Origin of the sequence: Coprococcus sp. TM115-187, assembly GCF_027679115.1 — a bacterium.
Taxonomy (GTDB): domain Bacteria; phylum Bacillota; class Clostridia; order Lachnospirales; family Lachnospiraceae; genus Allocoprococcus; species Allocoprococcus comes.
Window position 1 is genome coordinate 1 of sequence record NZ_JAQEKS010000007.1, and the last position, 22,380, is coordinate 22,380.

The 22,380-nt window shown below is 43.6% G+C and carries 17 protein-coding genes; 2 read left to right on the forward strand and 15 right to left on the reverse strand.

From position 1 onward, the window contains the following. Positions 1–100: 100 nt before the first annotated feature. The 8 genes from rpmB to PGW42_RS06840 all read right to left on the reverse strand — a co-directional run bounded on the left by rpmB (position 101) and on the right by PGW42_RS06840 (position 6,023). On the reverse strand, positions 101–289 hold the full coding sequence (rpmB, locus tag PGW42_RS06805) for a 50S ribosomal protein L28 (RefSeq protein WP_022219990.1): 189 nt from the start codon (positions 287–289) through the stop codon (positions 101–103). A gap of 107 nt (positions 290–396) precedes the next feature. Beyond that, positions 397–1,110 carry a CpsD/CapB family tyrosine-protein kinase gene (locus PGW42_RS06810; protein ID WP_270203179.1) on the reverse strand — a complete coding sequence of 238 codons (714 nt, stop codon included), beginning with the start codon at positions 1,108–1,110 and terminating at the stop codon, positions 397–399. Between the two features lie 44 nt (positions 1,111–1,154). Beyond that, a complete protein-coding gene (locus tag PGW42_RS06815) occupies positions 1,155–1,859 on the reverse strand; it encodes a CpsB/CapC family capsule biosynthesis tyrosine phosphatase (protein WP_270203178.1) in 705 nt (234 codons plus the stop codon). A gap of 85 nt (positions 1,860–1,944) precedes the next feature. After that, a complete protein-coding gene (locus PGW42_RS06820) occupies positions 1,945–2,547 on the reverse strand; it encodes a hypothetical protein (RefSeq protein ID WP_270203177.1) in 603 nt (200 codons plus the stop codon). Between the two features lie 63 nt (positions 2,548–2,610). Then, positions 2,611–3,594: an LCP family protein gene (locus tag PGW42_RS06825; RefSeq protein ID WP_270203176.1), complete on the reverse strand. Its 984-nt coding sequence runs from the start codon at positions 3,592–3,594 to the stop codon at positions 2,611–2,613. Further along, positions 3,584–4,360 carry a class B sortase gene (locus PGW42_RS06830; protein WP_270203175.1) on the reverse strand — a complete coding sequence of 259 codons (777 nt, stop codon included), beginning with the start codon at positions 4,358–4,360 and terminating at the stop codon, positions 3,584–3,586. The genes PGW42_RS06825 and PGW42_RS06830 overlap by 11 nt, the downstream gene beginning before the upstream one ends. Continuing rightward, complete coding sequence (locus tag PGW42_RS06835) at positions 4,357–5,067, reverse strand: YveK family protein (RefSeq protein ID WP_117834160.1); 711 nt, start codon at positions 5,065–5,067, stop codon at positions 4,357–4,359. The genes PGW42_RS06830 and PGW42_RS06835 overlap by 4 nt, the downstream gene beginning before the upstream one ends. Positions 5,068–5,108: 41 nt before the next feature. Then, the gene (locus tag PGW42_RS06840; RefSeq protein WP_118198327.1) at positions 5,109–6,023 is read right to left on the reverse strand and encodes a nucleotidyltransferase family protein; all 915 of its coding nucleotides are present in this window, start codon (positions 6,021–6,023) and stop codon (positions 5,109–5,111) included. A 309-nt stretch (positions 6,024–6,332) separates the two neighbouring features. On the opposite strand from PGW42_RS06840, the gene PGW42_RS06845 reads away from it, so the two are divergent. Then, positions 6,333–8,708, forward strand: a complete 2,376-nt coding sequence (locus PGW42_RS06845) for a phosphoketolase family protein (protein WP_270203174.1) — start codon at positions 6,333–6,335, stop codon at positions 8,706–8,708. Positions 8,709–8,898: 190 nt separating this feature from the next. On the opposite strand, the gene PGW42_RS06850 is transcribed toward PGW42_RS06845, so the two are convergent. The 4 genes from PGW42_RS06850 to PGW42_RS06865 all read right to left on the reverse strand — a co-directional run bounded on the left by PGW42_RS06850 (position 8,899) and on the right by PGW42_RS06865 (position 16,692). Beyond that, the gene (locus PGW42_RS06850; protein ID WP_055157867.1) at positions 8,899–9,792 is read right to left on the reverse strand and encodes a LysR family transcriptional regulator; all 894 of its coding nucleotides are present in this window, start codon (positions 9,790–9,792) and stop codon (positions 8,899–8,901) included. A 334-nt stretch (positions 9,793–10,126) separates the two neighbouring features. Next, positions 10,127–11,527 (reverse strand): uracil-xanthine permease family protein, encoded by a 1,401-nt coding sequence (locus tag PGW42_RS06855; protein WP_270203173.1) that lies wholly within the window; start codon positions 11,525–11,527, stop codon positions 10,127–10,129. Between the two features lie 25 nt (positions 11,528–11,552). After that, complete coding sequence (locus PGW42_RS06860) at positions 11,553–15,158, reverse strand: ABC transporter ATP-binding protein/permease (RefSeq protein ID WP_270203172.1); 3,606 nt, start codon at positions 15,156–15,158, stop codon at positions 11,553–11,555. 97 nt (positions 15,159–15,255) lie between these two features. After that, complete coding sequence (locus PGW42_RS06865) at positions 15,256–16,692, reverse strand: aspartate ammonia-lyase (protein WP_270203171.1); 1,437 nt, start codon at positions 16,690–16,692, stop codon at positions 15,256–15,258. A gap of 139 nt (positions 16,693–16,831) precedes the next feature. On the opposite strand from PGW42_RS06865, the gene PGW42_RS06870 reads away from it, so the two are divergent. Then, positions 16,832–17,767: a LysR family transcriptional regulator gene (locus tag PGW42_RS06870; RefSeq protein ID WP_270203170.1), complete on the forward strand. Its 936-nt coding sequence runs from the start codon at positions 16,832–16,834 to the stop codon at positions 17,765–17,767. 82 nt (positions 17,768–17,849) lie between these two features. On the opposite strand, the gene PGW42_RS06875 is transcribed toward PGW42_RS06870, so the two are convergent. From PGW42_RS06875 to PGW42_RS06885, 3 genes are read right to left on the reverse strand one after another with little or no spacing between them, the layout of a single operon-like run. Then, positions 17,850–19,106, reverse strand: a complete 1,257-nt coding sequence (locus PGW42_RS06875; protein WP_118198332.1) for an ABC transporter permease — start codon at positions 19,104–19,106, stop codon at positions 17,850–17,852. Positions 19,107–19,121: 15 nt separating this feature from the next. Next, positions 19,122–20,822 carry an efflux RND transporter periplasmic adaptor subunit gene (locus tag PGW42_RS06880; protein WP_270203169.1) on the reverse strand — a complete coding sequence of 567 codons (1,701 nt, stop codon included), beginning with the start codon at positions 20,820–20,822 and terminating at the stop codon, positions 19,122–19,124. Positions 20,823–20,825: 3 nt separating this feature from the next. Next, entirely contained in the window at positions 20,826–22,052 is a 1,227-nt protein-coding gene (locus PGW42_RS06885; RefSeq protein ID WP_270203168.1) for an efflux RND transporter periplasmic adaptor subunit, read from the reverse strand. Positions 22,053–22,380: the final 328 nt, after the last annotated feature.

Below are 22,380 nucleotides of genomic sequence, written 5' to 3' on the forward strand. Positions count from 1 at the left end.
GGGTGGATTCGGGACTTTAACCCGTTAGAAACGTGCGCCGCTAGGCGCACACGCAAAAAACCGAAGCTTAAAAGCTTCGGTTCTTATCATTCCGCTCAGATTAAGCTCTTTCAACGCGTCCGGATTTCAGGCAGCTTGTACATACGTACATTTTCTGTGTTCCGCCGTTTTCCGTTTTAACTCTAACGGATTTTACGTTAGATTTCCACATCTTAGATGATCTTCTATGAGAGTGACTTACGTTATTTCCGAAATGAGCACCCTTTTCACAAATAGCACATTTAGCCATGATTGCACCTCCTAACGATCTGAAATGTCCGCTTACAAATCTTGCAGACTCACAACAATAGTTATTTTAACAGAAACTTTTAACAATTGCAAGTGTTATTTTCACTTTTATGCATTTTTTGTTTCTTCATTGTGTCCATAATAGCCCTCATACTTCTGTGAGCCATAATATTTGTTATAATATCCCTTCTGGTTCTTGCGCTCTACCTTGTTCAGGACAACACCAAGAACGGACACTCCCGAATTCTCCAACTGGTCTTTTACATTCTGCACCAGACGGTATTTGGTCTTACCTGCTTCGACAACAATGATCGCGCCATCACTCTGATGTCCGATGATTGCCGCATCAATAACAAGACCAAGCGGCGGACAGTCAATGATAATATAATCATAGACATTCTTCATGGACTCCAGCATACCGGTAAAACGTTTGGATTCCAGAAGCTCTGTCGGATTCGGAGCCTCCGGTCCGGAAAGAAGAATATGAAATTTCGGAATATTTGTCGCCATAATCACATCTGCAAGCACACACTGTCCGGAGAGGAAGTGTGACAGCCCTTTATCTGCGCCGGTAATCTGAAGTTTCGATGCCATAACAGAATTCCTGATATCCGCATCAACAAGAATAACAGATTTTCCCATGTCTGCAATTGATTCTGCCAGCGCAACAGAAACAGAGCTTTTCCCCTCTCCCGGCACACAGCTTGTTACAAGAATGACTCTTTTATCATCTCCGCAAAACTGCAGATTGGTACGCAATGTCCGGATTGATTCACGCACCCCGTAGCTTTTCTTTTCAATCGATAAATTAACCTTTTTCACCAAAACACCTGCTTTCTTCCCCACGCGGGGCTATCTGAATCTCTTTATCTGCTCTTCCATATCCGTCTTGGATTATCTATAAAAATCTCTTCCGCATAATCCTGTCCCATCTTTTTTCTGACGTAAGCGGCACACTTCCCGAGGTTCATCTTCCGCCCCTCCAGATTGTGTGCATCTGATCCTATAAAATCCACAAGATCATCTTTCATCAGACCGGCACAGAACTTTTTAATCGTATGTCCTTCATATCCCAATACGGAATCTGCATTTATCTGAATCTGTGCTCCAAGTTTTTTCAGTTCCTGGATTCTCTCCGGTTCCTGACAGCAAAAATACCTTTCAACATGTGCAACGATCGGTCGATATCCCTTGGTGATCAGCTCATAAATGTAATTACGGACCGTGACAAAACTGTCATTAGTTGAAAACTCTGTCAAAACATATCTGCTTCCAAGCATCGTCGGCCGAAGCTTCTTATCAAGATGCCGGAGCATCTGCTCATTCCGGTAATACTCACAGCCAAGCCTCAGTCCAATTCCAACTTCTTCAGCATAATCGCGAAGTTCATGGTATACCCGGATCACCTTTTTCATGGAAGGCTCAAACATCTCTGGTCTGTAATGCGGAGTCGCAATGATATAACGTACTCCCTGCTCATAGGCATCCCGTATCATTGCTCTGGAAGTCTCCATATCCGGTGCTCCATCATCCACTCCCGGAAGAATATGACAATGAATATCTACTAACATCAAAACGTATTTCTCCTGTCAAAAAGAAAACGCCCCTCACGGTGACTACCGCCATAAAGAAGCGCTTTCAACATATGTTTTAAAATTATCTAACAGCTTTCTTTTTAAGACCAAATGCTGCTGCTACTGCTGCAAGTCCAAGTACTGCAACTGCAGATACAGTTGTTGCGCTTGTAGCCGGTGAAGTAGCTGTTCCTGTAGCGGATGTAAGAGTTGTCTTGTCAACAACAAATGCAACCGGTGACAGTGAACTAAATGTACCTGTTACTGTTCCATCTGCAACAGTTGTGTCAATCTTCTCCCAAGCTGATCCATTGTAATGCAGGATCTGAACTTTAGAAGAAGCTGTTACGCCTTTCATTGCGAATGTGATCTTAAGTGGGAATTTAGCTCCTTCCGGCGCTGTAACTTCCTTAACATCAGCAACTGTCATATTCGCATTAAAATCGCTCCCAAGTACTTCTTTCAGTTTTGCTTCAGTCTTAATGTCTGCAACTGCCTGTGTATATTCTGCCGAGATTTCAGATGTGATAGAGACATTCACTGCATTACCGTCTGCATCTGTCGCGCTGCTTACAGCTGTAACAACTGTAGAAGCTGCCGGGCTTGGTGCTGCAAATGCTGTCATTCCGATGCAGGATACCATAGCTGCAATAAGACCAACTGTCTTTAAGATTCTTGACTTCATTTTCTTTGACCTCCTCACATAGTTTATTTGATATTCGCTATATCAAGCTATACTATACTACAATTACATTATTTTGTAAAACATTTTTAATATTATTTTTTTTAATTCTTTATTGTCTACCAGATACTGCGCATGTCCGTCTTTCTCAATAATCTCACCCGGAACTTTCACGGTGTCCTCTGCAATCTTATAATCTGCCAGCTCTTCCATCTCATCCGCAGTCATATTTGTTGTCATGTAATCCTCCAATTTCTGGTACAGAGAAAGATACTCTGTTTTGCTTTGAATATTCTGCATCTTCTCGATCAGAGCATCCATAAACTGTGACTGACGTTCCATGCGCTGATTGTTACTGTCAAGGACTTCAATATCTCTTTTACGGACATATTTTTCAGCAAGTTCCCCATTAAGAGTAACTTCTGCACCTTTTTCAAATGCAGGATCAACAGCTGTATAATCTTCTGGCACGGTAAGAGTAATTCCTCCAACCGCATCGGTTGCTGCAACCAGCCCCTCCAGCGTCAGTGAAAAATAAGAATCCACATTCACGCCATACATCAGTTCTGATACCTTCTCGGATGTCAGACGGCAGCTTTCTTCTGCCCCGTCCCCATATGCGTACTGAAGTGCGATCTGCCCATTTTCCGTCATCAGCCTGTTACCTGTCACATCATAAATATCGATTCCCACCATAGAATCTCTGGAAATCTGAATGATCTGTGCCGTCTTCTCTTCTTTATTAAGGACCAGAAGATTCAGGCTGTCGCTCTGTCCGTTTTCTCCCGGGTTATTACCAAGATCTGCTTTTTCTTCCTTGTCAACACCCATGAACAGAACGGTCTTGATATCCGGGTTGAGTTTGTATTTCTTTCCGTCTTCTTCGATGATTCCGGACTGTGATTCCGTTTCGTCTGCACCCGCTTCTGCCGATGCCTCCTGTTTTTTCTGCGTACCGCTTTTCCCTTTTGTAACCGTATAAACGACACCTGCCAACAGCCCTGCGCAGATAACTGCAAGTATCACGATTACCAGATTTCTATTCTTCATTTGTCAGAACCGCCTCCACAAGAAGTCTATGGTTTGATTCTCCCGTCACACAGGTACTGAGCGACAGGATCCGGTCTTCTGTTCCTACGCTTTCGATATCACTGTAACGGCTTCTCAGGTCTCTGGAATCCTGAAGTGAATCCAGGAAAGCCTGTCTCTGGTCATCCATTACATAATTGAAAGAGTTGATCAGATGACGGTCGTCATAAATAACTGCCGCAAAAATCCGGTAAGTCAGAACATGATCTGGTGTATAAATGATCACATTTGGATATTTTTCAATATATCCTTCTTCCAGATAACGATCCAGTGTATGAAACATGGTATCTACACCCTCACCCATCTGATGTCCGTAAATAACCGTATTGAAATCTGTAAAATTCTTACTGTTGCATGCCTGTGTAAAAATAGCACCATCCGCCGCTTCTACCCGTTCCCAGGTATGAGATAGATAATAATTATCATCCTCATTATTCTGGCAAACCGGATAATCAACGGTTGTTCCATCAATCTTAATCCATGCGTAAATGTCCGGATTTTTTTCCTGAAGAACAGTAAAATCAACCGGTATCTCCGGCTTTGTCTGCTCTCCGTCATCACTATCTGTTTTTGACGGTTTCACATTTTCCGTTGCCAGCTTTTTTGCATCATCATACGACTGCTTCGTCTTTGCCGCCGTGGCGTAATACCAAATCAGATAACCTGCACAGCAGACTGCTATCACAAGCAACACCGCAACAATAATCTTTCTTGTCCTGTCTTTCAAATCGATTCCCTCTTTTCTGTCGGAATCGCTGCAAGCATATGAAGTCCAAGATATTTTTTAATATCATCTTCATTTTGGACTGTATCGTTAACCAAATATTTAATCACAATAATTCCTATAGCCAAAAATGCAACCGCCAACGCTCCCATTATTGTATTTTTCATCGTATTCGGTGATGAAGCTTTTTTAGGTACCACCGCTTCCTCCACAATCTTAGGTTTATCACTAGACATAACATACGCTACTCGTTCTGCTGTCACTTCTGCAAGTTCATTTGCAATTGCCTTTGCCTCTTTTGCATTCTCATCAATTACCGTAAAGCGCAAAATTCGTGTATCAGACTGATTATCTGTCTGAATCATTGCCACAAGCTCATCATACGAATATTTCAATTTTAACTTTTCAATCACCTCTTCTATAACTGGGCGGCTCGTCGCAAGAATTTCAAAATCAGCTGTAAGCTGCGATCCCATCTGGATATCTGCAAGAGATGTCACACTGGTTGTCTTCGTTAAAATATAAATCATTGATGAAGCTGAATATTTCGGAGTAAGGAAGAGTTTTGTCCCACTAAACCCAATCACTCCGCCTACGATAAAGCACAGAATAATCACCCATAATTTATTCAACAACAAATGAAAGATCTCGCCAAGATCAATCTCGATCTCATCATCTCTCTGTGCCTCTAACTGTTTTAATTCATTCATATTTTTCTTTCCTCTTCTGTTTTTTTACTTCCGGGATTCATTTAATTCCACAGTTTTTTCGGATAAACGCCATCCTCTGTCATCTTCTTGAATCCGGCCTGTGCAAGTTCTGTATCTTCTTTATAAGTAATACCGATCCATTTATCGTGTGTTTCCAGAACCTTTACATCCACATTTCCTTCTTTTAAAAGATCTCCTACAATATTTGGAAGAAGATATTCTTTTTTCAAAGGATCTCCTGCTTCATCTTTTAAAAATTCTGCAAATCTCTCATCCAGAACCTGAATGAAATCCGGATAACCAGCCCACATATTCATAGATACATTAGAATCTGGTGTGATCCACTTCTGAACCTCTTCGCTGTCGCAGTGAACCCCGTCAGCCTGGATACTGATTCCAGTTGTCTCATGAATCTGTTCAAGCATTCCATTTTCATCTACCACGCATACGCCACGGGTAACTGTTCCATTCTCACTGACCGTATTCTTCAGAATAAATCCAGCCATGCCCATCTGCATCTTATCTGCTGTCTCTGCGTGCGCAATCAAGTAATCATGGAGAAGCTTAAACGCTTCCTTTCCATAATAATCATCTGCATTGATGATCACAAACGGTTCTTTTACTACATCTTTACAACACAGGACTGCCTGACCGGTTCCCCAAGGTTTGGTACGTCCCTCCGGAACTTCAAAACCAGCTGGAATATCTGCAAGATCCTGATATACATATTCCACCTCGATCTGATCTCCGATACGATTTCCGATTACAGAACGGAATTCTTCTTCAATATCTTTTCTGATAATAAATACAACCTTGTCAAAACCAGCTTCTTTTGCATCATAAATAGAGTAATCCATAATGATCTCCCCATTCGGAGACATCTTGGCGAGCTGCTTGATTCCTGTTCCAAATCTTGAACCGATTCCTGCTGCCATAATAATCAGAGTAGTCTTCATAATAAATTCTCCCTCACTAAAAAACTGTCAATCTACATTATATACACTGTTTTTCTCCGTCAAAACATTACATTTTAAACGCTTTATTCAAAAATCTTACATAAAAACAGCTATTCGTAATTATACTTCAATTTTTTCACAATGTCTACCACCTATTACGAAATTAAGGAACTCCCCCTCTTCCTATCCATAACATTTTGATATGAATATAATTCATTATTGCTATTTTACGTTATCTTTTACTCATGATATGATGAACCCAGTTAAAAAAATAACAAAAATGAATTAGAGAAAGAGAGAGGTACTAAAATGGAAGACAATAAATTATGTCTTGAAAAGCAGCCATTATCTGATGAACTGCTCAACAAAATGAATGCCTACTGGCGTGCTGCCAACTACCTGTCAGCCGGTCAGTTATACCTTCTTGATAATCCGCTTCTGAAAAAGCCATTGACCATGGATCAGATCAAGAAAAAAATCGTCGGACACTGGGGAACCGTACCTGGACAAAACTTCATCTATGTACACTGCAACCGTGTCATCAAACGTTATGATCTGGATATGATTCTTCTTTCCGGTCCGGGACATGGCGGAAACTTCCTGATCGCCAACACTTACCTGGAAGGTTCCTATAGTGAAGTTTATCCAAACATCAGCCAGGATGAGGAAGGCATGAAGAAAATGTTCAAGCAGTTCTCATTCCCATGCGGAGTTCCGAGTCACTGTGCTCCTGAAACACCAGGTTCTATCAATGAGGGTGGAGAACTTGGATATTCAATTGCTCACGGCTTTGGTGCTGTTCTGGACAACCCGGATCTTATCGCTACAGTTGTTGTCGGTGACGGTGAAGCTGAAACAGGGCCGCTTGCTACTTCATGGCAGTCCAACAAATTCTTGAACCCGATCACAGACGGTGCTGTTCTTCCAATCCTTCATCTGAACGGATACAAGATCAGTAACCCGACCATTTTCTCACGTATTTCTCATGAGGAAGTGGAAAACTTCTTCAAGGGCTGCGGATGGAAACCTTACTTCGTAGAAGGTGACGATCCGATGACTATGCACAGAAAAATGGCTGAGACTATGGATGCCTGCATCGAAGAAATCAAAGCAATCCAGAAAAATGCCCGTGAAAACAATGATCCTACCCGTCCGTTCTGGCCAATGATCGTTCTTCGTACTCCAAAGGGATGGACAGGACCAAAGGTTGTTGACGGACTTCAGATTGAAGGATCTTTCCGTGCACATCAGGTACCGCTTTCTATGGAATCACCAGAACATCTTGACCTTCTGAAAGAATGGTTGGAAAGCTACCATGCAGAAGAACTCTTCGATGAAAAAGGACATCTGATTCCGGAACTTGCAGAACTTGCTCCAAAGGGAGATGCCCGTCTTGGTGCAAACCCGCATGCAAATGGCGGACTTCTTCTGAAAGACCTTCGTCTTCCGGATTTCCGCTCATACGGAATCGAAGTAGAACCTGGCAAGACAAAAGCTCAGGATATGATCGAACTTGGCGGATACATCCGCGACATCTTCAAATTAAATGAAGACAGTAAGAACTTCCGTATCTTCGGACCAGATGAAAGTATGTCCAACCGTCTGTACAAAGTATTTGAAGAGCAGAAACGTGACTGGCAGGCAGACTTGCTTGACACTGATGACTGCCTTGCAAGAGACGGACGTATCATGGACGGTATGTTAAGTGAACATATGTGTGAAGGATGGCTGGAAGGATATCTTCTGACAGGACGTCATGGATTCTTTGCAAGCTATGAAGCATTCATCCGTATCGTTGACTCTATGGCAGCACAGCATGCAAAATGGCTGAAGGTCTGCAACCAGCTTTCATGGAGACAGCCGATTGCTTCGCTGAACTTTATCCTGACATCTAATGTATGGCAACAGGATCATAACGGATTTACACATCAGGATCCAGGATTTCTGGATCACATTGCCAATAAAAAGGCAGACGTTGTCCGCATGTATTTACCACCGGATACAAACTGCTTACTCTCATGCTTCGACCACTGCATCAAGAGTAAGAACTATGTCAATGCAATCGTAGCGTCTAAACATCCAAGCTGCCAGTGGCTGACTATGGAACAGGCCGTAAAGCATTGTACACAGGGTATCGGTATCTGGGAATGGGCAAGTAATGACTGCGGTGAAGAACCAGATGTTGTTATGGCTTGCTGCGGTGACACTCCTACTCTTGAAATTATGGCTGCTGTTACTATCCTTCGTGATGAAATGCCAGAGCTCAAGATCCGCGTTGTCAATGTAGTTGACCTGTTCAAACTGGAATCAGACCACAAACATCCACACGGATTAAGTGATGCAGAATACGATGCAATCTTCACAAAAGATAAACCGGTTATCTTTGCATTCCACGGATATCCGACACTGATTCATGAGCTGACATACGAACGTCACAACCACAACATTTCTGTTCATGGATATCAGGAAGAAGGTACGATCACTACTCCATTTGATATGCGTGTACAGAACCAGATCGACCGTTTCAACCTTGTAAAAGATGCAATCATGCATCTGCCACAGCTTGGCAATAAGGGATCATTCCTGATTCAGAAGATGAACGACAAACTGGTTGAGCACAAGCAGTACATCGCTGAATATGGACAGGATCTGGAAGAAATCAGAAACTGGGAATGGCATAAATAATATCAATCGTTTTCTAATCCAAAATTCTACTTTATAACTTTATACTTACAAATATAAAAATGCTCCGGAACTTTATGATCCACACATAAAAAATTCCGGGGCATTCTCCTTATATTTTTCTTTGCAGATACACATCCCGGCTACAAAGGATACCGATTTGCACAATCCACTTTGAAAATCTATTTCTTCTTTAGTTCTTCTGACTGCTCAGAAACTTCTGAAACTCCTTCGATGCAATACTCTGAGGATACTCGGTATCATAGATCAGAATAATATTTCTGGTCGGAAGCTTCTCTTCCACTTCGATTTCAAATACATTTTCCGCCTTCTTCTCTTCTTCGGCAAATTCTTCCGGGACAAATCCAATTCCAAGATTGTGACGGACTGCCGGCAAGATCAGGTCTGTCGTCGCAAGCTCCATATCCGGCAAAAACTGCAGACCATGATCTGCAAAATAATTATTCAGGAATTTTCTTGTCAGTGCCTCCGAAGTCAGGCTGATCCAAGGATAAGCCGAAAGCTCCTCCAATGAAATCTTTCTTCCTTTTAATTCTATGTAACGACTGCCGCCGATCAGCACCTCATGGTATTCCCGCAGTTTCTTCATCCTGAGTGGCTTATTTACCTGCAGATCCGTTGACACAAATGCAAGGTCTACCTTTCCTTCTTTTACCGCGTTGACCGAGTCCATGGTACTGTTATTTAAGATTTTGAAATGTACGTTCGGATAAATGCTGTTGAACTCTCCCATTGCCCGGAACAAGAAGCAGTGCAAGGCTGTCTCAGTCGCACTGATATAGATTGTCCCGTTCTCAAGACTGATCAGATTGCTCAGATCATTTTCCCCTTTAAAAAACTGGGCGCACCCTGCCGATACATAGCTGTAAAAGGTTCTTCCCTCCGGTGTCAGCTTCATGCCGGATTTGCTTCTGGTAAATAACCGGCATCCCAGTTCATTTTCCAGGTTGTGTATCGTTCTCGTCACCGCCGGCTGGCTCGTCTTCAGAACGCTGGATGCCTTTGTAAGGTTCTCATACTTCGCCACATAATAAAAAACTTTATAATATTCAAAATTAGAATTCATGTGCCTCTCCTTTGTTGTCTTATCCTGTCAGTTTTTCATCTGCCGTAAGTATAGCATGCTTTTTTAGTTCTTACAATTGGAATCATAGCTTACTGAACATTCCGATGCTCTATGCAGCAAATACTTCCAAGCTGGTCAAATATAATGAACAAGCTTCTGAAACTGGTCACTTCCACACAAAAAAAGAACTGGCGACACTTTTTATCGTGCCGCCAGTTCCTTATTTGCTCAACAATTTTCGATTATAATTGTTCAGACGCCTGCGCTTCGATCTTTCTTTTTGTCCTCATCCTCGTTCATCTCTTCCTTCTGATTGACTTATTTTTATCACATTTTACAAATCTGTTGTTTTTTTATTCGGAAGGCAGATACTTAAGATCAATGACACCACAAACACCCCTGCAACTGCATTTCCATTAAAAATATCTCCTACCTCCTTCGGAAATGCGGAAAAGAAGTTTCCGGAAGTCTGCGTCAGTCCGACACCGATACAGAATGCCAGCGATACGATGATCATAGTTCTGTCATCAAACACACACCCTTTGAGCATCTTAATTCCTTCATACATGATCGATCCGAACATCATAACCGTACATCCTCCAAGTACCGCCTGCGGAAGCGAATTGAAAAAAGCTCCAAGTGGCGGGAACAGAGAAGCAAGGATCAAAATCAAAGCCCCCATCAGAATAGTAAAACGGTTGATAACTCCCGTCATAGTGACGAGCCCGATATTCTGACTGAAAGAAGTAAGCGGCAGACATCCAAAGCATCCTGAAATCGCACTGGAAAATCCATCCACGGCAAGAGACCCCTGCAGTTCCTCCATCTTGATATCCCGTCCAAGTGCACCGGTACACACTGCAGTAGTTGCACCCGTTGTCTCCGCTGCCGATACCAGGAATACAATTGCAATAGTAAAGAATGCTCCCAGATCAAAAACCGGTTTATGGGAAGTAAAAAATACAAGCTTGGGAAGGCTGAATACACCAACCTGCTCGATCGTCTTTGTAATTCCTGAAAAATCAACCATCGGTGCAATCCCTGCCACAGTAAATATAATGGACAGAAGATACCCACAGACCAGACCAACCAATACGTTCAGGTTCTTGTATACACCTTTTAACAGATAACGGGCAGCCAGACACACAACCAGTGTGAAAAATCCGACCAGAAGATGATACCACGCTCCAAAATCTTCTGCTCCGTTTCCACCGCCCCAGGAATCCATTCCTACCGACAAGAGGGAAAGCCCAATCGCAATCACCACACATGCCGATACTACCGGTGTCAGGAACCGTTTCCAGTATTTGGCACTCATTCCTACCAGTCCCTCAAAAATACCTCCGGCGATCACCGCACCAACCATCCCTTCATATCCAAGTTCCGAATTGGTACAGATCATCAGCAGACTACCAAGAAAGGTAAAACTGACTCCCATAACAATCGGAAGCCTGGAGCCAATCTTCCATACCGGGTAAAGCTGCAGACAGGTCCCGATCCCCGCTGCAAACATCGCGCACTGCAGAAGCTGCGTAATTTCCGCAGCACTTAAGTGATTCTCCGATCCTCTCACAAATGCCGCACTGCACACGATCAGCACCGGTGCCAGATTCGACACAAACATTGCCAGAACATGCTGGAGTCCGAACGGAATCGCCTTTTTTACCGGCACTCTTCCATTCAGACAGTAAATATTTTCCTCACTCACTGCTTCTGTATTTTTCTCTTTATCCATTTTCCTTTTCCCTCATTCTCTTTTTTTATTCTGTCCTAAGCGCTGTCACCGGATCGCTCTTTGCTGCTTTCCTTGACGGAATGATTCCACCGAGCAGGGTAAGCCCGATACTCAAAAGAATCAGCACAATTGCCGGAAGCACTGGTAAAAATGCATTGATTTTGTTATTATCTGCCACCGCATGGATGATCATATTTCCAGGGATCAGAAGCAGCAGTGACAGTCCGATTCCGATCAGTCCGGCACACAGACCAATGATAACGGTTTCTGCATTAAATACCTGCGATACATTTCTCTTAGATGCCCCGATCGCGCGCAGGATTCCAATCTCCTTCTTCCGTTCAAGTACACTGATGTAGGTGATAACCCCGATCATAATTGAAGATACTACAAGGGAAATCGCCACAAACGCAATCAGCACATAGCTGATGATATTCACGATATTTGTCACGGAAGACATCAGTGTTCCGACTATATCGGTATAAGTGATGATCTGTTCCTCTTTTCCTTCTTTTTCCATCCGGCTGTTATAAGAATCCAGGATTTTCACCACTTTTTCTTTACTCTCAAAATCCGTCGGATATATGGAAATCTGACTCGGGTTCGCAAAATCCACGTATCCAAGCTTCTGCAGATTATTGTCATAGGAAGCAGTCGCGCTCATTGTCATGGATGTCATCAGCTCTTTCAGATCATCTTCTGTCATATTCATCTGAAATGCCTTTGCAAATGCATCGGTATCAATCTTCATCGAACTTCCAAGCATGTTCTGCAGCTGGGTTCCCACATTTCCCATGGCAGCCTGCATGGCGTTCCCGATTTTTTCTGTGATCTGAGTGACGATCTGATTCATTGCCGAAGTGATCTGTGTCTCAAGCACATCCGCAATTGCTCGGGTATAAGTTCCCATTGCCTTTGCCATGTAACTTCCCATTGTCGCACTTAACTGGCTCTCCAGCTGATCCATATCGATCACCTCGGAAAGCCCGTTCATCAGACGCTGTTTTCCATCTGCTGTGGCAAGGTAGTTCAGAAAATAATCTCCCATTTTGGTCGGATCTGCTTTTCCATTCGCCGCAGCATATGCCGGATAACTACTCGCCAGTTCTTTTGTCAGTTTTTTCAGCTGGTCAGAAGTAATATTTATCACCGTATCTCCAAAAATCTCCTGCTGCCAGGCATTCATAATCTCTTTTGCTTCCTCGGTCTGTAAATACTCCGCCAGGTATTCTCCAAATTTATCCGGATCTGTATATCCTTTTTCCGCAGCATACTTTTGATATCCTTCCATCACACGCTGTACAAGCTCCTGCATCTGATCAATTGTAATCTTAAACCCACCGGTGCTCTCAATGATCTCCTGCAGATTATCTTTCAGGATCTTCTGCGCTTCATCCGTCATCAGGTAATCCATAAAATCTCTCGCCAGATTTGAATAATCTGCTTCCGGATGGAATTTCACATACTCCTGATAACCTTCTATAACACTCTCAGACAACTTCTGCATTCCACCCGGTTTTACGGTAAGATTCAGGCTTCCGATCATATCGCCAAGATTCATCTGTGGCATACCGGACACGTCAAGACTGATCTGATCCAGATTTATCATCCCGGACAGATCCAGAGAATCCCCACCCATCCGGAATGCATTTTCCAGATTCAGGGAATCTGCCGACAACAGATCACCGGAAAATCCACTGTCGTCTAAAACAAATGCTTTCTGAAATGCATCCTCATCTACCGTAAACAGACTGTTCGCATCCAGTCCGTTCTTCTCTTCTGTGGTTCCGAACTGTTCTCCGGTAAATACATTCTTGGATGGATTCTCCAGCTGATCTTTTACAATCTCACTTTTTGCAGCCTCTTTTGCGACATGCTCAGTAAGTCTCTGCGGATAGCCAATCCCCGGTGTCAGAGCGGAAGCATTTGCATCTTCCGATGCCTGTACGATTCCGACGATTTTAAGTTCTTCGCCCTGATCCACGAGTTTCTTCATATATTCCTTATTATCGGATTTATCCTTCCAGATCTCGTACTGGCTGTCATATTCGTAGCAGTCAGACACATTGACCAGTTTAAAAGTTTTTCCAATAATATCCTCATAGGTATATGTTCCGATATTTGCCGGAGTGTTCACATCTTCTTCATTGATAAATTCCTGGATCATTTCGTCCAGTTCCATCTGATCCCGCAGTCCCAAAGTATAAAGGAGAAAATCACTCATGCCTCCGTCCGAAGTCAGCACCAGTACACATTCATTATAATTCTGCGGCCAGCGTCCCGCCTTCACATCATACTGGTTCTCATAAAGCCCCTCCGTCTTAGGCATTTCATAAAAAACATTCGTACTCATCATCGATGACATCAGACTGTTGGTACTTGCGCCAGAGCTGATTCCAAGCGACTCAAAGGATTTGTCCGGATTCACCTGGCGAATGGAACCATCCTTGTTCTGCCGATAGATTCTTGGTGAAATATTATAAGAATATTCAACGGCACTGGTATAGTCCTCAATTCCACTTTTTCCTCCATCCAGATATTCTTTTAAAGACTTCAGATCGTTAGAGTCCATCGTGGAAAACATATTGGTCATCATCTGCATAACCTTGACTTCCCCGTCTTTTTTTGTCTCCTTCTTATCCGAACTGCCCGAACCACTGTCCATATTGCCTACCATCATCGATGTCATATCAAATCCGGTACTCTGGATCTGAAGCGGATACTCGGAAAGAGTCTCTTCTTCAATTGACTTGATGTAGGCATTGACTCCGTTGGAAAGTGCCAGTATCAGTGCAATCCCGATAATTCCAATAGAACCGGCAAAAGATGTCAGAAGAGTCCTTGCTTTCTTCGTCTTTAAGTTATTAAAGCTCAGGGAAAGAGCCGTCAGAAATGACATGGAAGCTTTCCCCATATTCTTATGCTCCGGCTCCTTCATGACCGCTTCATTGACATAAAATTCGTCCGTATCCGAACGGATCTTTCCGTCCTTGAGCGTTACGATACGGGTCGCATATTCTTCAGCAAGCTCTGGGTTATGTGTAACCATTACAACAAGCCGGTCTTTTGCCACTTCTTTTAAAAGTTCCATAACCTGCACACTGGTCGCCGTATCCAGCGCTCCGGTCGGCTCATCAGCAAGCAGGATATCCGGATCGTTGACCAGCGCACGGGCGATTGCCACCCTCTGCATCTGTCCGCCTGACATCTGGCTCGGTTTTTTATGCAACTGCTCCCCAAGACCAACTTTTTTCAGAGCCTCAATCGCTCTCTTTTTCCGTTCTTCCTTCCCGATCCCAGAAATAGTCAGTGCCAGCTCCACATTGGCAAGCACCGTCTGATGTGGAATCAGATTATAACTCTGAAATACAAAACCAATTGTATGATTCCGATAGGAATCCCAGTCTCTGTCTTTATATTTTTTCGTAGAAATCCCGTTGATGATCAGATCACCACTATCGTACCGATCCAGTCCACCGATGATGTTAAGAAACGTCGTCTTTCCCGAACCACTCGGTCCCAGGATCGCAACAAATTCATTGTCCCTGAAATTCAGGCTTACATCATCCAGTGCCTTCTGTACCAGCGTACCTGTACGGTATTCTTTGCAGATATGTTGAATTTGAAGCATAAAAATTCTCCTTTTAAGTTGTAACTCATGAAACGCGTATGTTTCATTGTACACCCTTAAAAGGAGAAAATCATGTCTTTTAGAAAAATTTTATTCTTTATTTTCTGAGAAGTTCTTTTCCCGAAATACCTGGCTCTGTCATATTGACCGGATCCAGAACGGTTTCCATCTCTTTTTCACTTAAAAGACCTTCTCTGAGGATCAGATTACGGATGGATTCCCCGGTCTTCATTGCTTTTTTCGCAATCTCCGCTGCTTTCTCATAGCCTACATGCGGACAGATTGCAGTAATTACGCCAATGCTGTTCTCTACCAGCTGACGGCATCTCTCTTCATTGGCTGTGATTCCTGTCACACAGTTGTCAATAAAAGTCTGCACTGCATATGCAAGTGTATCGATCGACTGGAACAGACAGTAGAATACGATCGGTTCAAACGCATTCAGTTCCAGCTGTCCACCCTCTGCTGCCATCGTGATCGTCACATCATTTCCAATGATGTTAAATGCGACCTGGTTCACTACTTCCGGGATGACCGGATTCACTTTTCCTGGCATGATCGAAGAACCATTCTGCTTTGCCGGAAGGTTGATCTCACCAAATCCGGCTCTTGGTCCGGATGACATCAGACGCAGGTCATTGGCAATCTTGGAAAGTGTGACTGCACACGCTTTCACTGCACCGGATACTGCCACAAACGGATCCAGGTTCTGGGTTGCATCGATCAGATCAAAAGCCTGGACAAACTGAATATCAGATATTTTTGAAAGATTCGGAACAATGCGGCTTACATAGGCTTCATCTGCATTGATTCCGGTTCCGACTGCCGTTCCACCCATGTTGACGGTACGCATCTCGTCCATCGCATTATCCATACGGTGGATATCACGCATGATGGCATCGGAATATGCCTGAAATTCCTGACCCAGACGGATCGGAACTGCATCCTGCATTTGGGTGCGTCCCATTTTGATCACATGGTCAAATTCCTCTGCCTTTTTGCAGAGCGCTCCATGAAGTCTGAGCAGTTCTTTTTTCAGATTCTGAAGAAGTCTGAGTGAAGTCATCTTGCCAGCTGTCGGAATAACATCATTTGTGGACTGTCCGCAGTTTACATCATCATTCGGATTTACTGCTGAATAATCTCCCTTTTTCCCGCCAAGAATCTCAATCGCACGGTTGGCAATGACTTCGTTTGCATTCATGTTCAGAGAAGTACCCGCACCTCCCTGGATCGGATCTACGATAAAGTACTCATGCAATTTTCCTATAAGGATCTCATCACATGCCTGTACGATTGCTTTTGCCTTTTTCTTTTCCAGAATCCCACTCTCGCAGTTGGTGATCGCAGATGCTTTCTTTATGTACGCAAGACTGTTGATGATCTCCGGATGCATATTCAGCCCGGTAATACGGAAATTCTCCGCAGCACGCAGTGACTGTACCCCGTAATATACATCTCCCGGAATATCTTTTGCCCCTATTGAATCCTGTTCTACACGATAACCTGTCTTGTTTTCTTTTCCATTTTCCATCTCAAAAACCCTCAATTTTCCATTTTTCTTTGGCGTATTGCCTTTGTTGTTTTCATTATAGTTCTGTGTTACAATATAATCTAATACATATATTTTTATAGTAACTATAATTTTAAAACTATGCCAAAGGAGAATACCTATGTTTCAGGGAATGGAATATGTTTATGAAGTTTATCTGGAAAAAAGCTTTTCCAAGGCGGCTGAGAAGTTATTTATCTCACAGCCTTCACTCAGTGCCAACGTAAAGCGTGTCGAGTACCACATCGGATATCCGATCTTTGACCGGAGTACCAAACCACTGTCCCTTACCGAATGTGGGGTACAGTATATCAAAGCAGTAGAAAAAATAAAAAGTATCCAGAATGAATTTGAAGGATTTGTAAACGACTGGGGCGATCTGAAAAAAGGAGCACTCACCCTCGGAGGAAGCAATCTGTTTTCCTCCTGGATCCTGCCTCCGCTGATCGCGGATTTTGCCCGCAGATATCCTCTGATCCAGATCAGCCTGATTGAAGAAACCACTGCCAATCTTGCCCGTATGCTGCGACACGGGCAGCTGGATCTGATGCTGGACAGCAGTGTTCTGGATGCCGCCATCTACGGTTGCCGTAAATTTCAGGAAGAGCACCTGATCCTTGCTGTTCCGGGAGCATTCCCGATCAATAATACGCTGCGCTCCTATCAGCTTCCTGTAGAAGATATCCTGAGCAAAAAATTTCTGGAAGAATCCTGTCCTCCCGTTCCTCTGACACGCTTTAAAAGTGAGCCTTTTATTATGCTGAAACCGGAAAACGACACTGGAAAACGTGCCCGTATGATCTGCCAGAACAATCTCTTTGAACCAAATATCATCCTGGAAATGGATCAGCAGATGACTTCTTACAACATCACCTGCTCCGGCATGGGGATCTCTTTTATCGGAGATATCATGCTCTCAAAAGTACCTCTTACCTCTGATGTGGTGTACTATAAGCTTCCTGCAGGCGAAAGCAGCCGTGACATCCGGTTCTACTGGAAAAATGGTCGCTACCAGACAAGGGCAATGGAAGAATTTTTAAAAATGGCGTGCCAGTAAGGCACGCCACTTTCCTGTAGAACAGATACTATCTATTTATCTGCAATCTTGGATCCGACAAATATTTCTTCTCTACATGAACCTACTCACTTCTGAGTGCATCGATCGGATTCATGTTCGCCGCCTTCACCGACGGAAGGAGTCCGAAAATAATTCCGATCAGTGTGGAAAATACTACTCCGACCAGAATAGACACTCCGCTGATTGCCACCGGAACTGCCGAGACTGCGGAAATAATATAGGCAAGCGCAATTCCTCCTGCCACACCGATCAGACCTCCGAGAAGGGTAAGCACTGCCGCTTCCGTCAGAAACTGCGTCAGGATCCTTCTTTTTCTTGCCCCCAGCGCTTTTTTCAGACCGATTTCTCTCGTTCTTTCTGTCACAGACACCAGCATGATATTCATAACACCGATCCCGCCAACCAGAAGTGAAATGCTTGCAATCCAGAGCAGCTGCTGGTTCGTTGAGCTACTGATCTCCTGAATCTGGTTTGCCTGTTCCAGAAGATCTTCCCCTTTATACTTTATCGTCTCATCAGACACAGTCAGATAACTGTTCAGGATATCTGCCGCCTTTTCTCCTGCCACGGTCATCTCATCTGTGCTTGTCGCGCGGACAACCAGATTCTGCGGTTCATCGTACTGATAAATAATCGACCACAGTGTATCCGGAATACAGATCGTTCCGCTTCCATCTGTGGATACATAACGGTAATAGTCTTCCATCGAATTGATCACCGGCTGCGAATTTTCTTTTCTCGCCATCATACCGATCACGGTAAATGGCTCCCCTTTAACCTCAATAATCTTTCCGATCACATCTCCATCCGGGAATAGAGCTGTGGCTGTCGTTTTATCAAGCAGCACAACTTTCCGGTTTGCAGTAAAATCTTTTTCGGAAAAGCCACGCCCTTTTGTGATCTGAAATCCATAGGCATCCAGATAATTGGAATCTATCCCAAGAATATTACAGCTTGCCAGCTTCTGACTGCCTGCATATACAGCATCATATTCATTCCGTCTGTGATAAAGGGATGCACTTTCCACCTCATCCAGTGCCTGGATCTCACCAAGTGCCTGATCTGAAATCTCCGGTATTCCATCCGGAACCTCCTGATAAGACAGATCCAGTGTCCAGTCTCCCTGATAAAGCTGGATATTGACCGCATTATTTCCCGCACCAACCAGATTTTTCTTGATCTGCTCATTGGTTCCTTTGATCGTTGAAACAATTGCAATGATCGATCCGATTCCGATAATAATACCAAGCATCGTCAGCGCAGACCGCAGCTTATGGCTCCAGATTCCCTGAAATGCCAGCCTGATATCTTCAAGCATCTCCTCACCCCCTCGTTAATTATAATCATACAGTGAATCCACTGTCTTTGTCTTCGCACCCTCTTTTACATTTCTTCCATACGGAAATGCAATTTCATCCTCCATGGTAAGTCCGGAAACAATTTCAATGGAACCGTGCATATTTTTCCCAACCTCTACATACTGCTTCTCCAGTCTTCCATGTTTTCCTTTCTTGTATACATAGGAACGGTTTCCGTCTTCTCTTATGAACATCTGTTCCAGGTAAATCGAATCCCCACTGTCACCCGAAAGTCCGTCTACGGAAATACTGACACCCTCACCAGATGAAAGATTTGCATCTTTCTCAACCACTGCAGTAAACGGATAGTAGGACATGTTAGGATTCTCGCTGCTCTTCATATTTTCAACCGGTGAATTACCGATACTGGTGATCGTTGCCTCATAAGAGTTCCCTGTATTCCAGGAAGTCACCATCACATTCATACCCTCTTTTAATTTATCATAGCTGCTTTCGGCAATTCCTCCGATTACATAACAACCGGTTTTTCCGGTCACAGATATAACCGGTTTATTCTCCAGCTTTGCCTCTGCTTCGTCAAGTACAGCTTTTACCGTTCCCTCTACTGTACTCTTTACAATACCATTATTTACTTTTTTATCCAGCTTTTTCAATTCCAGTTGTGCTGTTCGCTTTTCCAGATCCAGATTCTTGATCTTCTGTTCTTTTTCCTGGATCTGCTTTGTCTGCTCTTCCCTGGTCATTCCATCTGCATCTCCCGGATCCGGCTCTTCATATCCACCAGAGTTATCCGGTTTGTCCGGAATTTTCGGCTCTTCCGGTGTCTCCGGCTGATCCGGATTTTCGGGCTTTATCACCTGTCCGGTTTTTCCGTCCAACGTCCAGGAATATAAAAGAAGCGTTGGTTCCTTCTCCTGATCCACTACATCAAAGACGCAGACTGCCCTCTCTTCCAGCATTTTCAGCATGAACTCCGCATTCACCGTTGCCCCCGGCGCACAAAGATAGCGATACGGCTTTTCTTTTGTTCCATTCCCATCTTCATTATAGGGAGCTGCATCCTTTGTAATCTCTTTATAAATGATCTTGTCCTTCAGTTCTTCCGGAAACGGTTTCCCGATTGATGGTTTTTCCGGTTCTTCCGGATTCTCTGGTGTCTCCGGCTGCTTCGGATTTTCGGAAGTATCCGGATTTTCCCCTTCATTTTTCTTTGCATCCGCAGTCCGCATTATTCCAGGTCTGGTTCCTTTTGCAGTCATTTTTCGTAGCTCATCCTGGCTTCTTTCAACAGACGAAACAATCTTTGCATTTTTCAGCTGCTCTAATTCTGCCTTTTGATTCTGAATATTCAGTTCGATCCCCTGAATCTCCATCTGCTTCATTTCCCGCTCAAGTCTTGCAAGTGTGGTATCATAAGCAACCAGACGATCACCCATCTTCACCGTATCTCCTGCTTTGACATAAATCTCCTTGATCGTAAGGGTATCATCATGGTATATGTCCTGGCTCGCACCTGCCTGCACCTTCGCATAATCATAAATATCCGATTCTGAATACCACCCGCCATTACTCATACTGGCTACCGGTGCAACCTTGACCGCTTTTTCACTTTTTTTCATGGCAAATAAAGTACCGCCTCCAATGACACATACACAGACAGCCACAGCAATCCCGATCTGAAGAATTTTTTTCTTATTTCTTTTTTGAAAAGCCATCCTTTATTCCCCCTCTTCCGTGCCTCCTGCCTGTACATTTTCGTTCTTCTGAACAGCTGCTCCTTCTTTACACTCTCCATCCGGCCAGACAATATAATCCGTCTCTTTCAGTCCTTCCGTGATCTCCCATGTATCCTGCTCCTCATCATAGGCACCAAGCTTTACCTTTCTCTTTTCCAGTCTGTCCTTTTCATTTGCTACCCAGACATAAGGTTCTTTCCCGTCTGTATCTACAATATAAGCAGTCATCAGATGTAATCCCTCTGTATTTACTCCGTTTCCGGGCTCGATATATACATGCTGTCCCAGCATCAGACCATCACTGGTTTCAAGCGTTACATAAAATGGATACTTAGTTGCCCGGGCAGAAGAATCCGAGCCGGAATACATCTCGCTTTGTGAACTGCTCTCCGGTTTTTCTGTGTCGATCACATCCACAGATCCCTTCCAGATCTCCTCCTGGTTATTCCTTGCCCGCACTGTCACAGCCATTCCCGGCTGAAGCTCACCGATATTCTGTTCACTGATCTTTCCCTTAATTCGGTATTTTCCAGTAGAAAGAATGCTCATAAATGCCTGCTTTTCTCCACTGTAATTATCATAGCTAGGATCCGGATTGATCTCCTGGATGATTCCTGCAATCGTGGATGTCACCGTGGATGATTCCAGACTCTTCTTCGTCCGGTTCACTTCCAGTTCTTTTACTTTATAATTATATTCTTCCTGTTTTACATTCGTCTGCAGCTCCTGGATCTGCGTTGTATAAGAAAGCCGCTCACCTGCCGGTGCATTCTTTTTCTCTGTCGTTAAGGCCGCAATCTGTGAATTCAGATTGGAAATACTGTTCCCTATCTTCTCCAGCTCCAGATTCCCCTGCTCCAGTGTCATCGCAAGCTCCTCTGTATCATATTCAAAGAGTTTCGTCCCAGGCTCCACTTCCTGCCCTTTTTCTACGAAAATCTCTTTCACTTTCTGTCCTTCTGAAAGTGAGATTTTCAAAGTATCCTGCGCCTCCACAACGCCTGCAAATCGGTTCACGGTTCCGCTTCCGTTTCCGGTGATCACGCTGACCTTGTCTGCATAGAGGGTGTTTTTCGCGGAATCCTTTCCCACTCCCGAAACCATGTGCAGGATTGCGGCAATCAGAGCAACTGCAAAAATAAAGCATACAATAAAAATCACCTTTTTCTTCCCCATCAGATTTTCTTTGAAATTCCTCTTTACATTCATTTTCATTCCCTCCTTGTTCTCCGGATTTAAAGATATAAAAAGTTTGTTCGATAAATGTATGTCCGACAAATTATCTCACCGTACCATCACCCCGTAACTTGAGTTCCGATGTTCAATCATAGTTTCAGTATATCGGAAAACAGTTGGGAATACTATTTAGATTTTCTTAAATTTTCTTTCATTTTTATATCACTTGATTTTTTAACTGAATTTTCATTCTTTTACAAATTCGGTAGATTCACTTTTTGCGCAATGGAATCTACCGAATTATTTTTCTATGATACACCCTCATAACCTCTCCTACCCTTCGTCCCCTTCCACATCCATC

What these genes read in the sequence shown, in the direction of transcription:
- PGW42_RS06850 (WP_055157867.1), bottom strand. Translation starts at nt 9,792, where the DNA reads ATGAATTCTAATTTTGAATATTATAAAGTTTTTTATTATGTGGCGAAG.
- PGW42_RS06875 (WP_118198332.1), bottom strand. Translation starts at nt 19,106, where the DNA reads ATGCTTGAAGATATCAGGCTGGCATTTCAGGGAATCTGGAGCCATAAG.
- PGW42_RS06825 (WP_270203176.1), bottom strand. Translation starts at nt 3,594, where the DNA reads ATGAAGAATAGAAATCTGGTAATCGTGATACTTGCAGTTATCTGCGCA.
- PGW42_RS06845 (WP_270203174.1), top strand. Translation starts at nt 6,333, where the DNA reads ATGGAAGACAATAAATTATGTCTTGAAAAGCAGCCATTATCTGATGAA.
- PGW42_RS06880 (WP_270203169.1), bottom strand. Translation starts at nt 20,822, where the DNA reads ATGGCTTTTCAAAAAAGAAATAAGAAAAAAATTCTTCAGATCGGGATT.
- PGW42_RS06885 (WP_270203168.1), bottom strand. Translation starts at nt 22,052, where the DNA reads ATGAATGTAAAGAGGAATTTCAAAGAAAATCTGATGGGGAAGAAAAAG.
- PGW42_RS06855 (WP_270203173.1), bottom strand. Translation starts at nt 11,527, where the DNA reads ATGGATAAAGAGAAAAATACAGAAGCAGTGAGTGAGGAAAATATTTAC.
- PGW42_RS06860 (WP_270203172.1), bottom strand. Translation starts at nt 15,158, where the DNA reads ATGCTTCAAATTCAACATATCTGCAAAGAATACCGTACAGGTACGCTG.
- PGW42_RS06820 (WP_270203177.1), bottom strand. Translation starts at nt 2,547, where the DNA reads ATGAAGTCAAGAATCTTAAAGACAGTTGGTCTTATTGCAGCTATGGTA.
- PGW42_RS06835 (WP_117834160.1), bottom strand. Translation starts at nt 5,067, where the DNA reads ATGAATGAATTAAAACAGTTAGAGGCACAGAGAGATGATGAGATCGAG.
- PGW42_RS06865 (WP_270203171.1), bottom strand. Translation starts at nt 16,692, where the DNA reads ATGGAAAATGGAAAAGAAAACAAGACAGGTTATCGTGTAGAACAGGAT.
- PGW42_RS06815 (WP_270203178.1), bottom strand. Translation starts at nt 1,859, where the DNA reads ATGTTAGTAGATATTCATTGTCATATTCTTCCGGGAGTGGATGATGGA.
- PGW42_RS06840 (WP_118198327.1), bottom strand. Translation starts at nt 6,023, where the DNA reads ATGAAGACTACTCTGATTATTATGGCAGCAGGAATCGGTTCAAGATTT.
- PGW42_RS06870 (WP_270203170.1), top strand. Translation starts at nt 16,832, where the DNA reads ATGTTTCAGGGAATGGAATATGTTTATGAAGTTTATCTGGAAAAAAGC.
- rpmB (WP_022219990.1), bottom strand. Translation starts at nt 289, where the DNA reads ATGGCTAAATGTGCTATTTGTGAAAAGGGTGCTCATTTCGGAAATAAC.